Source organism: Pseudomonas frederiksbergensis (genome assembly GCF_000802155.2).
In the GTDB taxonomy this organism is placed as follows: domain Bacteria; phylum Pseudomonadota; class Gammaproteobacteria; order Pseudomonadales; family Pseudomonadaceae; genus Aquipseudomonas; species Aquipseudomonas frederiksbergensis_A.
Genome location: NZ_JQGJ02000011.1, coordinates 126,822 through 139,837 on the forward strand (window position 1 = coordinate 126,822; position 13,016 = coordinate 139,837).

The following is a 13,016-nucleotide window of genomic DNA, read 5'->3' on the forward strand; positions in this document are numbered from 1 at the left end:
TCCAATTCGTTAGGGGGCGGTGCCCGGCTCAATCGATTTTCGGCACGGTAAAGCGAAATTCGCTGCCTTTGCCTGGCTGGCTTTCGGCCTGCAGTTTACCGCCATGAGCCTGGACAATCCCCTGGGAAATATAAAGCCCGAGTCCGGTGCCGTTCGGGTTGCCCTCCTTGGTGGTCCAGTAGCGGTCAAACACATGGGGCAATTGTTCGGGTGCGATACCTTCTCCCGTGTCGCGGACGCTGAACACTATCTCATCGCCTACCGACATTGCGCTGATGCCTACACTGCCTCGCTGCGGCGTGAATTTGATGGCGTTGCCGATCAGGTTGGACAGCACTTGGAACAGCCGCTCCGGGTCCGCGTTGATCTTGAGATTGGGTTCGGCATGGAAAGAGATATCGATGGCCTTGGCAGAGGCCAGCGGCGTCAACAGCGAGCAGGCATCTTCGAAGATCTGGCTGACGTCCATCGGCTTGGGGTGGATGGTGTAGCGGCCGGCGTCGATGCGCGAGGTGTCGAGCAGGTCTTCCAGCAGCGAATTCATGCGACTGGCGGCTTGCTGCATGGTGTCGATGGCCGAGGAAATTCGCTTCGAGCTGTGAGACCCGTCGGAGCTGAAGGAATTTTGCATCATGCCGCAAAGCATGGATATGACAGTCATCGGGTTGCGCAGGTCATGGGAGACCACTGCCACCAGCTCATCCCGGGCCTGCACTGCCTGCCGCTCCTTGCGAACCTGACGTGCCAAGTCGGTTTCCAGGGCCGAGCGACGCAGGTCATTGGCGGCGAACAGGTCACCATGGCTCCATTGGGTGCTGATGCCGTCCATCTCGACTTTCCAGATTTCGAACGATGTCCGCGGACGCAAGCGCAAACCGGTCTCGCTTTGTTCCAGGTCGAGGGGCTTTTGCGGGTCACCGCTCCAATTGATGGTTTGTTTCACCTCGGGGCGGAACCACAGCACGCCGTTTTCCACGGGCTTGGGCAGGTGAATCGCCAGCACTCCGCTTGCAACGTCCTGATAAGCCTTGGCCGGCTCGAAGACACCGCCCAGGTTATGGTGGGAGAAGACCGGTTGGCCGGTTTCCATTATCCATTTGTGCAATTCACGGATCTGTTCTGGTTCCGGACACTGGCCGTGGCGATACAGCTTGTTGTCCTCGATGATCGCGACGCCATTGGCCCCGGTGAGATTCATCAGGCACTGGGGCGCGAGGGACAGGCCTTCGAAAACGTTTTCGCTGGATTGCGCCATGACAGTGGCAAGCGCCTGGAGCCCTTCGAGCTTGGCATCCCGTTGTCCCGCCAGCTCAATGGCTTCCATCGCGCTGATCTGCAGCGACAGGATCTGGCCGATCGTCTGGCAGGCCATGCGCATCTCGTGTGGCACATGAAGCGGCTGGCGATTGCCGCAGCTGATCAGTCCCCATAATTGCTCGCCCTTCATCAGCGAGATGCTCATGGATGACAGCACGCCCATGTTCTTCATGTATTGGCGGTGGATCGGCGAGACGCTGCGCAGCGTGGAGAAGCTCAGGTCCAGCGGTGCCTGCGTGTCGGGACGCAGCTCGGGTACCAGTGGGACCGGGGTGTAGTCGGCGTTGGGGATGATGCGCAACCAATTGGTGCGATACAGCTCGCGGGCCTGCTCAGGGATGTCCGACGCTGGGAAAAACAAACCCTTGTAGAGCTCCATCGAAGGTGCGCTGGCCTCGGCGATGACTTGTCCGTGGCCGCCTTCCTCGAAACGATAGATCAACACACGGTCGTAGCCGGTCATGGCCTGGATTTCGCGCACGCTGATTTCGTACAGGGCCTGAAGGGACTTGGCGCTTTGCAGGCGCTGCAACATGCGGCCCAGGTTGGCCTCGCCGCTGACTCCCTCGGGACGGAAGTCGGTCAGGTGCTGTTCCAGTTCGACAATCAAGGCGCCCTGGTGGCGGTGGATCAGGGCGTCGAAGCGCTGCTGGTTCACTACGATGTCGAGGGGAAGGTTGTCTCTTTCAGCGTCGCTGCGGAAAGCTTCCAGAAGGTTCACGGCCTGTTCTTGCCCGAACAGAACGTCCAGGGGCAGGCCAAGAAGTCCTTGGGCGGGCTGACCGATCAATTCTTGTGCATTCGCGCTGACCTGGCGGATCAAGAAATCGGGCTCGGACAGCATCAGCAATACGCCGTGAGGCTGGATGGCCCCGGGGAAGCGAATCGGTTCGTCTGAGCAATTGGCCAGCAGTTGTTCGAAGGCTTCTTGGTCTTCCGGTTTCATAACAGGACCTCCTGACTGTCCAGCCAGCGTTCAAAACAGATAAATGTCGCCCTGGCGGCGCGTGTGGCTTCGAGCATCTGCTCGTCGCCAAGGTTCCGATCGCCTAGATACTGAAGAAAATCCTTCCAGCGCCGGCCGGTGAGTTCTCCATAGACGTCGAGGAAGGCGGCGCCGCTGGATGCATCGAGGCCTAACTGTTCGGCCACCCTGCGTCGCAGGATCTGTCCACCCAATGTTGCCCCTTCGAGCACATAGGAAACACCGAGGGCGGCGGCCGGTGAATCGATCTGCGGCAAACGCTGGCAGGCGGGCAGCGCTTCAATCGCCGTTTCGTCCAGGCCCAGCGCCATGAGATCCATGCGTAGTACCGGCAGCTTGATGCGCAGGGACTGGTCCAGTCCGGTCGGAGCGAGCGCGAGGACCTGGAATTGGCGTTCCAGTGGCTGATAAAAACCGTGGTAGGCCGCTATCAAGCGCCGGTACAGGTCAACATCCAGTTGCTCGGAGAAAAACGGCAGGCGTTTCTCCAAGGCAACGTGCAGTTCAGCGGTTTCAGTCCGCAAGGCCTGGATCAGGGAGGACGGAGGGGCGGACGGTGCAGACATGCAGAATGAAGCTCTTCAAGTGGAGCGTTGCAGAAAAAAAGCGCATCAATCTTACACAGGTTTATTGGGTGGGCGATCGTCAATTGCGGGCTTTATTGTTCCGGTAGCGCGGTCGGGTTGTCGTTCCTCCAGTCGCGCCCGTTCGCAATCCAGCGCCCTGCGCAGTTCTTCTTCGGAGGGCAGCACCAGTTGGTACTGGCTGGCGAATAGCTGTTCATTGCCCTGTAGCACCGAATAACGCACAACCGACTCGTCCTTCTGGGCGCAAAGGATGATGCCAACGGTGGGTTTGTCGTCGGGGCCGCGCTTGAGGTCATCGTAGAGGCGCACGTACATATCCATCTGCCCGATATCCTGATGGCTCAGTTCGCCACGCTTGAGGTCGACGATGACAAAGCACTTGAGCACGTAGTTGTAGAAGACCAGGTCGAGATAGAAGTCCTTGCTTTCGGTACTGATGCGCTGTTGACGCGCAATGAAGGCGAAGCCTTTGCCGAGTTCCAACAGAAAGCCCTGTAGCTGATCGATCAAGGCCTGTTCCAGATCGCTCTCCTGCAGCATGCCGGCATTGGGCAATCCGAGGAACTCCAGGACCACCGGGTCCCTGACAATGTCCCGTGGGCCGAAATCGAGTTTTCCTATGTTGGTTGCTGCTTCCTGCTCCACCGCGGACCGATCGCGGCTTGCTAGAAGGCGTTCGTAATAGAACGTGCCAATCTGGCGTTCCAGGGCACGGGTCGACCAGTTTTGAACGGCGGTTTCGTTCATGTACCACTGGCGGGTACTGTCGGGTTCTATCCGCAAGAGCGTCCGGTAATGAGTCCAGCTCAATTCGGTACGCACTGCGTTCCAAATTGGAAACTTTTGATAAAAGTCCCGCATGTGGCGCAGGTTACGTTCATCAAACCCTTTCCCAAACCGCGCCGTCAGCACCTTCGCCAAAGACGGCAGCAGCCTTGCCCCGTAGGCCGCTCGTTCGGCGCCCTCTTGCTCGAACTCGATGATATGTCGACCAATCTGCCAACAGGTTTGCACCTGAAGCGTATCGACCGCGCGCAGGACTTTCTGGCGAGCCTGGCGGATCAGCTCGCCAAGTTCGTCGATCAGGGGAGCGAGCTGTGGATCATCCTGGGTAGGTGTCGGTGTCATTGGAGTGTCCAGCCGTTGAGAGGGGGCGGACCAGGAGGATGCTCTAAAAGAAATTGGGTGGATGCCGGACGCAGCTGATTGTGCGGGAGGAAAAATAGCGGGTTTATGCAGGACGGGTATGACGCCGTCCCATGTAGTTGGAACCTAGCCTGTAGGAGGGATCCTCGCCGGGCGTAATCCACCTCGGGCTCTGTCGTGACGTCAGGCTTGGCCTTGGGCCAGTGCCTGGGAGGCGGCCACATAATCGGCTTGGAATTGCTTGCTTTCCACCCAGTCCAGCGCGGTCTGCTCATCGACGCCAGTGGTCAGGCGACGGTACTCGATCAAGGCGGTAATGATGAAGTCGGTGGCTTCGTCCTCACCTTCCTGTTCTAGCACCAATTCCAGCAATGGGTGCGCCAGGAAGACCGTGCACATGGCCTGCTGGCTGATTTTCTCGGCAGCGCTCATCAGTTGGAACATCTCCGACAAGTCTACGGTTTCCAAGTCGATGCGCTCGTCGTTCGGGTCCAGGAAATCGTTTGGCGCAGCAGCACGTTGAATGCGGTTCTTCTTGGCTTTCGCCTTGGCGCGCTGGTTGCGTTTCTGCTGTTTGTTCGCCGATGACATGGTCGGATTCCTGATGAATAAGGCGATCTATCCTACAGCTTCAACGCGAACGCTTCGAATCTCAATCGACTATGAAAAGCGTGGCCCCCGATGAAGTGAAAGAGCGATGGGGCTCGGCCTGGTCCGCCACCTGGTAGCTCATGCCTGGCTTGAGCAAAAATTGCCGGCCATCTTCGAGCTCGGTATTGAGCTCGCCCTTGAGGCAAAAGAGGACGTGACCTTTGGTGCACCAATGGTCGGCCAGATAACCCGCCGTGTATTCCACCATCCGTACCCGGATGTTCCCGAACTGTTGCGTGCGCCAATAGGCGGTCCCGGTGACGCCTTTGTGTTCGGTGGGCTCGATGGTTGACCAATCGGTGGTGCCGAAGGGGATGCCGGTGATGTCCATGTCGACTCGCTTGCTGGAGGGGAGCGGACGAATGTAGCTGAGTCGATAAGGCGGCGGAAGAAAATCCGGGCAATAAAAAAACCCCGATCAATTTCTTGATCGGGGTTTTCGGTATTTGGTGCCCAGAGACGGAATCGAACCGCCGACACGGGGATTTTCAATCCCCTGCTCTACCGACTGAGCTATCTGGGCAACGGGGCGCATTAAACGGGTTTTTCAGGGGGGCGTCAAGCACGTTATCAAAAAATATTTAATTATTACCGTCGCTTACGATCCGCCCCCGCATTTAACAGCTTATTCGGACGGTGGTACGTAGCCTTCGGCCTTGGCGTATTCTTCGCCAGAAAAGAACTTCTCCATCTCGCCTTGGAGGTATTTACGATCCTCGGCGTTCATCATGTTCAGGCGTTTTTCATTGATCAGCAGGGTCTGGTGTTTCTGCCAATCGCCCCAGGCCTTGGCCGAGACGTTGTCGTAGATGTCCTGGCCCTTTGCGCCCGGGAACGGAGCTCGCTCCAGGCCTTCGAGTTCTTCTTTGTACTTGCGGCACATGATGGTGCGGGTCATTGCAACTCTCCTGCGTTCATTACGGCGGCCGCGCGTTCGAGCAAGGTTTTGACCGGGGCGGCAAGGCCCAGGCGCGGCGGGGTGGCGAGGTTATACCAGAGCCAGTCGGCCTCGGCCACGTGATGACCGGTTTCCCGGACCCGGACCAGCCAGGGTTCGATCGCCAACTGGAAGTGGCTGAAAGTGTGCACCAGGCCAGGCATTGGCTGCTGGCTGCCCAGTTCCAGCGCGTGTTGCAAGGCCAAATGTTGCAGATCGTCGAGGTCGTCGAGTTCCGGCAGGCTCCACAGACCGCCCCACAGCCCGGTTGAAGGGCGACGGTAAAGCAGGATCGCGCCCTCGCGGTTGGCCAGCATTGGCATCAAGGTGCGCTTTTTCGGCACTTCCTTGCGCGGCTTGGGAATCGGGTAGCGGGTTTCCAGGCCCAGCATGTGCGCCTCGCAGCCTTGCTTCAGCGGACAGAGCATACAACTGGGTTTGCTGCGGGTGCAGAGCGTGGCGCCCAGGTCCATCATCGCCTGGGTGTAGGCGTTGACGCGGTCTTGCGGTGTGAAGCGCTCGGCGGCGGCCCATAGTTGTTTCGCAACCTTGGGTTCGCCTGGGTAGCCCTCCTGGGCGGTGAAGCGCGCCAGTACTCGCTTGACGTTGCCATCGAGGATCGGCGCCCGCAGGCCCATGCTGATGCTGGCGATGGCACCTGCGGTCGACAGGCCAATCCCAGGCAGTCCGGTGAGTTTTTCCACGTCCCGGGGAAACTCGCCGCCGTACTGCTCGACGACGATTTTCGCGGTTTTCTGCAGATTGCGCGCACGGGTGTAGTAGCCCAAGCCCGTCCACAGGTGCAGCACTTCATCCTCCGGCGCGGCGGCCAGGGCTTGGACGGTGGGCAGCGAGGCCATGAAACGGTCGAAGTAATTGAGCACGGTGCTGACCTGGGTCTGCTGCAACATGATTTCCGAGACCCACACCCGATACGGCGTGATGCCCTGTTGCCAGGGCAAATCATGGCGCCCGTGACGATCGAACCAGTCCAGTACGGCGGTGGAAAACTGCTCGGATGTCATCGCTTGAACAACCCCTTGAGCGCATCTTTGAGCTCGGGGCTGACCTTGTCACCCAGCTTCTCATCGATCTTGTCGCCGAGACGGTCGCCGGCCAGTTTCGCCGCGACCTTGCCCAGCCCGTCGTTGTCCAGGCGGCAGGCTTTAGCGCCTAGTTCCAGTGGGCCGCGGCAGCGCAATGGCCACTCGACATCGACGTAGCGCTCGTTGACCTGGCAGGCGGGGTCGGGCATGTCGCTCTTGTCGCCCTCGACGATGACACCGACGCGGTAGTCCATGCCCAGCACGCGCAGGTCGATATCGCCGTTGCCGTTGACGGTCATGCCGGGAATGCGCACTTTCAGGTCCGGGTTGCTGGCAACGCCGTTGTTGAAGGTGAGATTGCCGTTGAGCTGCTGGAAAGGCGTGTCCTTGCCCCGGGGTTCGCCACTGAGGGACTTGCGATTGAGGGTCGCGATGCCTTTGCACAGTTGCTGTTCGAGGTTGGCATTGAGCAATACGCCGTCGTTGATGACGAACCCGGCGGTACCGTTGAGGCTGTCGATCAGGGCTTTCTGGCTGTTGCCGTTGGCCGTGATCGCGCTATTGAGCGTGACCAGGCCCTTGACTGGCGGGTTCTTGCCCTGGCCCTCGATGATTTTCTCGACCGGGACCCGATTGATGCGGGTCTGCAGGCTCAACTGCGGCGTAGGCTGGCGCACATCCAGGGTGCCCTTGGTTTCGAAATTGCCGCTGTACAAATCGCCCCGCAGATTCTCCAGGGTCAACAGGCCACCCAGGCCGGTGGCCTTGAGCGCAGCGTTCTGGATCGGCAGTTTTTCGAGGGTCAGTTGCCCGAAGGTCAGGTCGGCATCGAGGTCCAGCTTGCCCAGGCGCTCCACCGGAAATAGCCGATCATTGCTCCAAGCTCCTTGGGTTGGAGCGCTCGGCAGCGGCGTGCTGCCGGCACCGGCCATGGCGCTGGCCTCGGTGTTGCTGACTTCGGCCTCGCGGGCCGCCTTGGAACTGTCGGCTTCGGCGGATTTTGGCGGCAGGTAGCGGTCGACGTTGAAAGTGTCGGCCTTGAGCTGCACGCGCAGGGCCTGTTTGGCAAAGTCTTCCACGGCGATACGACCGCTGAAGTGGCTGTCATCAACCTTCAGGTTGATGTCGTTGAGTTCGACGCTGCTCGGCGTGCCGGTAATGCGGCTGGCCAGTTCGACCTTGCTCAGGCTGCCTTCAGCCATGGCCGGCAATTGCTGGCCGACACTGTCGACAAATTTCGCCAGGTCGAATTGGGCGATCGAAATGCCGCCGTTCAATTGCGGTGTCTTGTCGAGGTCGTTGACCTTCAACTCGCCCAACGCACGCAGCTGGTTCAGGGAAAGCTTGATGCCGGTCCATTCGGCGACGTTCGCTGCCTTGTCCAGGAGGAGTTGCCCTTGGGCCGCGAAACTCACGGTCTTGCCCTGCAAAGGGTCGCCGGTGGCTTCGCCGGAGAGCTTCAAGTCTTCGAACCGATAGCGCTGTAAAGCGCGTTCGAAGCGCAGTTCGCCAGTGACTTCGGTACGCACGCGGACGGCCGGCTGGTTGCTGGACAGGAACGCTGTGAGAGTGACCGGAATGTTGGTCGCGTCATGGATCGGGCCGGTGCTCAACTGGATGCTTTCGGCGCTGAACTGCTTGCCGGTCTGCTCGTCGGTGTATTCCACCCGCGCGTTGTTCACGGTCAGGCTGTCGATGTCCAGCCGGGTTGGCTGGGCCGGCTTCTCTGCGGGTGCGTTGGCAGGCGGGGTGGTTTGCTCGACGGGCGTCGGTGCTTCCCGGGTGGACGCTGAGGCAGGCGCCTTGCCGATGTCTTCCCAGTTGCCGTGGCCGTTCTTGTCACGGTTGAGGCGCAGGTTCAAGCCCTCGACCCGGACATCGCTCATCTGCACTTCGCGGCGCAGCAGTGGCATCACCCGGACAGACAGCCCGAGCATCTGCAGGTCGGCGAAAGGTTGGGTCGGGTTGGCCAGGGTGGCGACACTGGCTTCGTGCAATTCCAGACCCAGCCATGGAAACAGGCTCCAGCCGATGTCCCCATTGAGTGTCAGCTCAATGTGGGCTTTGTCGCGGGCTATCTGGCGGATCTCTTCTTTATAGTCGTTGGGATCGAAGAGGTGGGTCAGGGCAAAGCCCAGGGCCACAATGATCAGCAACAGCCCGAGAAGTACCAGACCCAGGATTTTGCCGAACGCTTTCATGGGCGAATCCTTGTAGGTTGAGTTCAAATTTTGCCTGGGAGTATAACGTCCCGGGTTGGTGGAGCGTTGGGTGATCTGTCCTGAGGCAGATCCCCTCGCCACAGGTGTGCTAGTCGACATCCAGCGGCAGTTTCAACTTTGCCGCCAATGCCTGGGCTTCCAGATGCCCGGCAGGTGCCCGAAGTCGAAGCTCGGCATTTTCCTGCAGCGCCATCCTCCGGGCTTCGCTCACCAGTCGTTCCGCCACGCCCCGGCGACGAGTGACGTTTCGTACGCATAGGTGGGACAAGCGCCAGACGTCCTGGTGCCGTTGCAGCCTTGCTGCGCCGAGCAGGCGATTATTGAAGCGTGCCGCGATCAACGAGCCCTCCTCGAGACATTTCCCAATGAGTTGCGTGGCATCGCTGAACGGCTCGAACAGCCAAGCCGGGGCGTCCTGGTAGATTTTCTGCAGATCCTGATCGTCCTGACGAATGGCTTCATTGAGTTGCTCGACAACGATGGGCATGGAAATTCCTGAAAAATAAACGAATTGCCCCCTACAGAAAGTGAGCAGAGGCGCGATAAGACGGATGACAGAAAAAAGGTGATAGCACTTTGGTTTTTCTGTCACGAGCAAATGGTAACCTTTGTCAGTTCGCCCGTCCTTCTGCGGCGTGATGTCGCACCAAAATGGAGCTTCACCACAGAATACAGCCATGCCTGCGTGCAAAAAGGCTGAGGGTGATGCGTGGCTGGCGAACCATTCCAATAACTGGGGGATACACAATGAGCACGAGCATTACGGCGGACGGCATCGCCGACCAGCCTGCGTTCCTCTCCAAGGAACGCATTATTGCCAAGCCCGGCTTCAACCGCTGGCTGGTTCCACCGGCCGCGCTGGCCATTCACCTCTGCATCGGCATGGCCTATGGCTTTTCGGTGTTCTGGCTACCACTGTCCAAGGCCTTGGGTATCTCCAAGCCTGTCGCCTGTGCGCCGGATATGAGCTTCATCTCGCAAGTCTTTTCGTCCCAATGTGACTGGCCGATCTCGATGCTCGGCTGGATCTACACGCTGTTCTTCATCTTCCTGGGTTGCTCGGCAGCCATCTGGGGTGGCTGGCTGGAACACGCCGGGCCACGCAAGGCCGGCGTTGTATCGGCCTTGTGCTGGTGCGGTGGCCTGCTGATTTCGGCGCTGGGTATCTATACCCACCAGATCTGGCTGATGTGGGTCGGCTCTGGGGTGATCGGTGGTATCGGCCTGGGCCTGGGCTACATCTCGCCAGTCTCGACGTTGATCAAGTGGTTCCCGGACAAGCGCGGCATGGCGACCGGCATGGCGATCATGGGCTTCGGTGGCGGTGCGATGGTGGGTGCTCCACTGGCCGCAGCGCTGATGAGCCACTTCGCTACGCCGACCGATGTAGGCGTTTGGCAGAGCTTCCTGGTGATGGCCGCGATCTACTTCGTGTTCATGATCGGTGGCGCCTTGTCTTACCGCGTCCCGCCAACCGGCTGGAAGCCCGAGGGCTGGACCCCGGCACCGAAGAAAGCCGCGAACGCGATGATCACCCATCGCCACGTTCACGTGAACGTTGCATGGAAGACCCCGCAGTTCCGCCTGGTATGGCTGGTGCTGTGCCTGAACGTATCCGCTGGTATCGGCATTCTCGGCATGGCTTCGCCACTGCTGCAGGAAGTGTTTGGCGGCAAGTTGCTCGGCAATGACCTGCCTTTCGGCCAGCTGGACGCCGTGCAACTGGGCCAGATCGCTGCCATCGCGGCCGGCTTCACCGGTCTGTTGAGCCTGTTCAACATTGGCGGCCGGTTCTTCTGGGCTTCGTTCTCGGATTACCTGGGTCGCAAAAACACCTATTTCGTGTTCTTCGCCCTGGGCTTTGCCCTGTACGCGCTGATCCCGAACCTGGGTCACCTGGGCAGCGTCGCGCTGTTCGTGGCGGCGTTCTGCATCATCCTGTCGATGTACGGCGGCGGTTTCGCTACCGTGCCGGCCTACCTGGCGGATCTGTTCGGTACCCAAATGGTTGGCGCAATCCACGGTCGTCTCCTGACTGCCTGGGCAGCGGCAGGCGTGCTGGGTCCGGTACTGGTGAACTACTTGCGTGAATATCAACTGAGCATCGGCGTTGAACGTGCCGCGGCCTATGACATCACCTTGTACATCCTTGCCGGCCTGCTGGTGCTGGGCTTCCTCTGCAACCTGATGGTCCGTCCGGTCGCCGACAAGTACTTCATGACCGACGCCGAACTGGCCGCCGAACAGGCGCTGGGCCATGACAAGGGCGCCGACAGCACTACTTCGCTGGAATGGAAAGCCGCACCGGGCACCAAGCCCCTGGCGATCGCCGCCTGGCTGGTGGTGGGCATTCCGTTGGCGTGGGGTGTGTGGGTAACGCTGCAGAAGACGGCGGTGTTGTTCCGCTAAGAGCTTGGCCCTGGCCATCAGGCCGGGGCATATCTCATGTGGGAGCGGGTTCGCTCCCACAGTCATTCATGGGCATGGCACAGGCTTGTATGCACATGTCTATCACCGACAGCCCGGGTTTCAGCCCGTCAGTGATGTCACCTCTTTTGTTTCTGTTTGTCGCTCGCACCCCTATAATGGCTGCCTTTTTCGCCCAATGATTTTGCGGAGCTGGTGATGGCCGAACGTAAGGCATCTGTCGAGCGCGACACTCTGGAAACCCAGATCAAAGCCTCGATCAACCTGGATGGCACCGGAAAGGCCCGATTTGATATCGGCGTGCCTTTTCTTGAGCACATGCTGGACCAGATCGCCCGTCACGGGCTGATCGACCTGGACATCGTCAGCAAGGGCGACCTGCATATCGACGACCACCACACGGTGGAAGACGTCGGTATTACCTTGGGGCAAGCCTTCACCAAAGCCATCGGCGACAAGAAGGGCATCCGTCGCTACGGCCATGCCTACGTGCCGCTCGATGAAGCGCTGTCGCGCGTGGTCATCGATTTCTCCGGCCGCCCTGGCCTGCAGATGCATGTGCCTTACACCCGTGCCACCGTCGGCGGCTTTGACGTTGACTTGTTCCAGGAATTTTTCCAGGGCTTCGTCAACCACGCCAACGTGACCCTGCACATCGACAACCTGCGCGGGCACAACACCCACCACCAGATCGAAACCGTGTTCAAGGCTTTCGGCCGCGCGCTGCGCATGGCCGTCGAACTCGATGACCGCATGGCCGGCCAGATGCCTTCCACCAAGGGCGTGCTGTAATGCAGACGGTCGCGGTTATCGACTACGGCATGGGCAACCTGCACTCGGTGGCCAAGGCCCTCGAGCATGTGGGGGCCGGCAAGGTGCTGATCACCAGCGATGCCGACGTGATTCGCGAAGCCGACCGGGTGGTATTTCCCGGTGTTGGTGCGATTCGCGACTGCATGGCCGAGATTCGTCGCCTGGGCTTCGACAAGCTGGTGCACGAAGTCAGCCAGGACCGGCCGTTCCTCGGCATCTGCGTGGGCATGCAGGCATTGCTCGAGCACAGCGAAGAGAACGACGGCGTCGATTGCATTGCCATGTTTCCCGGCCAGGTGAAGTTTTTCGGCAAGGGCCTGCATGAAGACGGCGAGCACTTGAAGGTCCCGCACATGGGCTGGAACGAAGTGAAGCAGACGGTCGATCACCCGCTGTGGCACAACATCCCGGACCTGGCGCGCTTCTACTTCGTGCACAGTTACTACATCGCCGCCGGCAATGCGCGGCAGGTGGTGGGCAGCGGTCACTATGGCGTCGATTTCGCCGCGGCCCTGGCCGACGGTTCGCGCTTCGCCGTGCAGTTTCACCCGGAGAAGAGCCATACCCATGGCCTGCAACTGTTGCAGAACTTCGCGGCGTGGGACGGTCGCTGGTAATGGCCCGCAAGAAACCGCCGATCCTCACCCTCACGCCGGAACAGGAGAATGAGGCGAACCGCAAGATCCAGCGGTTCATGGAGGAACGTTTCGAGCTGGACCTGGGCTCGTTCGAAGCGGCGGAAATTCTTGACCTGTTTACCCGCGAAATTGCTCCGCATTATTACAACAGGGCGATTTTCGATGTGCAGACGCACCTTAAAGAAAGGTTCGAAAGCATTGAAAGCGACTTGTGGGCGCTCGAGAAAAATTGATTTTCGAGCCAAGC

General features: G+C 59.8%; 13 protein-coding genes and 1 tRNA gene. 4 read left to right on the top strand and 10 right to left on the bottom strand.

The annotated features are described in order from the left end of the window. Window positions 1-28 precede the first annotated feature (28 nt). The 10 genes from JZ00_RS20025 to panM all read right to left on the bottom strand — a co-directional run bounded on the left by JZ00_RS20025 (window position 29) and on the right by panM (window position 9,378). Window positions 29-2,263 (bottom strand): ATP-binding protein, encoded by a 2,235-nt coding sequence (locus tag JZ00_RS20025; RefSeq protein WP_039592689.1) that lies wholly within the window; start codon window positions 2,261-2,263, stop codon window positions 29-31. Next, window positions 2,260-2,868 carry a biliverdin-producing heme oxygenase gene (locus JZ00_RS20030; RefSeq protein WP_039592690.1) on the bottom strand — a complete coding sequence of 203 codons (609 nt, stop codon included), beginning with the start codon at window positions 2,866-2,868 and terminating at the stop codon, window positions 2,260-2,262. The genes JZ00_RS20025 and JZ00_RS20030 overlap by 4 nt, the downstream gene beginning before the upstream one ends. 51 nt (window positions 2,869-2,919) lie before the next feature. Then, entirely contained in the window at window positions 2,920-4,017 is a 1,098-nt protein-coding gene (locus tag JZ00_RS20035) for a PDDEXK nuclease domain-containing protein (protein ID WP_046509944.1), read from the bottom strand. Between the two features lie 201 nt (window positions 4,018-4,218). Beyond that, a complete protein-coding gene (locus tag JZ00_RS20040; protein WP_039592691.1) occupies window positions 4,219-4,626 on the bottom strand; it encodes a hypothetical protein in 408 nt (135 codons plus the stop codon). 61 nt (window positions 4,627-4,687) lie between these two features. Continuing rightward, the gene (locus JZ00_RS20045) at window positions 4,688-5,017 is read right to left on the bottom strand and encodes a DHCW motif cupin fold protein (protein WP_039592692.1); all 330 of its coding nucleotides are present in this window, start codon (window positions 5,015-5,017) and stop codon (window positions 4,688-4,690) included. Window positions 5,018-5,133: 116 nt separating this feature from the next. After that, a tRNA-Phe gene (locus JZ00_RS20050) sits at window positions 5,134-5,209 on the bottom strand. A 102-nt stretch (window positions 5,210-5,311) separates the two neighbouring features. Continuing rightward, a complete protein-coding gene (locus tag JZ00_RS20055; protein ID WP_039592693.1) occupies window positions 5,312-5,584 on the bottom strand; it encodes an oxidative damage protection protein in 273 nt (90 codons plus the stop codon). After that, on the bottom strand, window positions 5,581-6,648 hold the full coding sequence (mutY, locus tag JZ00_RS20060; protein WP_039592694.1) for an A/G-specific adenine glycosylase: 1,068 nt from the start codon (window positions 6,646-6,648) through the stop codon (window positions 5,581-5,583). Before mutY ends, JZ00_RS20055 begins: the two co-directional genes overlap by 4 nt. Then, complete coding sequence (locus JZ00_RS20065; protein ID WP_039592696.1) at window positions 6,645-8,870, bottom strand: AsmA family protein; 2,226 nt, start codon at window positions 8,868-8,870, stop codon at window positions 6,645-6,647. The genes mutY and JZ00_RS20065 overlap by 4 nt, the downstream gene beginning before the upstream one ends. A gap of 109 nt (window positions 8,871-8,979) precedes the next feature. Then, on the bottom strand, window positions 8,980-9,378 hold the full coding sequence (panM, locus tag JZ00_RS20070; protein WP_039592697.1) for an aspartate 1-decarboxylase autocleavage activator PanM: 399 nt from the start codon (window positions 9,376-9,378) through the stop codon (window positions 8,980-8,982). 260 nt (window positions 9,379-9,638) lie between these two features. Between panM and JZ00_RS20075 the strand changes: the two genes are divergently transcribed. The 4 genes from JZ00_RS20075 (at window position 9,639) to JZ00_RS20090 (ending at window position 13,002) form a co-directional block, all read left to right on the top strand. Then, entirely contained in the window at window positions 9,639-11,300 is a 1,662-nt protein-coding gene (locus JZ00_RS20075; protein WP_039592698.1) for an OFA family MFS transporter, read from the top strand. Window positions 11,301-11,516: 216 nt separating this feature from the next. Beyond that, a complete protein-coding gene (gene hisB, locus JZ00_RS20080; protein ID WP_003186751.1) occupies window positions 11,517-12,110 on the top strand; it encodes an imidazoleglycerol-phosphate dehydratase HisB in 594 nt (197 codons plus the stop codon). Then, window positions 12,110-12,748 (top strand): imidazole glycerol phosphate synthase subunit HisH, encoded by a 639-nt coding sequence (hisH, locus tag JZ00_RS20085; protein WP_003196824.1) that lies wholly within the window; start codon window positions 12,110-12,112, stop codon window positions 12,746-12,748. The genes hisB and hisH overlap by 1 nt, the downstream gene beginning before the upstream one ends. Beyond that, on the top strand, window positions 12,748-13,002 hold the full coding sequence (locus JZ00_RS20090; RefSeq protein ID WP_039592699.1) for a DUF2164 domain-containing protein: 255 nt from the start codon (window positions 12,748-12,750) through the stop codon (window positions 13,000-13,002). Before hisH ends, JZ00_RS20090 begins: the two co-directional genes overlap by 1 nt. The last annotated feature ends 14 nt before the right edge of the window (window positions 13,003-13,016 follow it).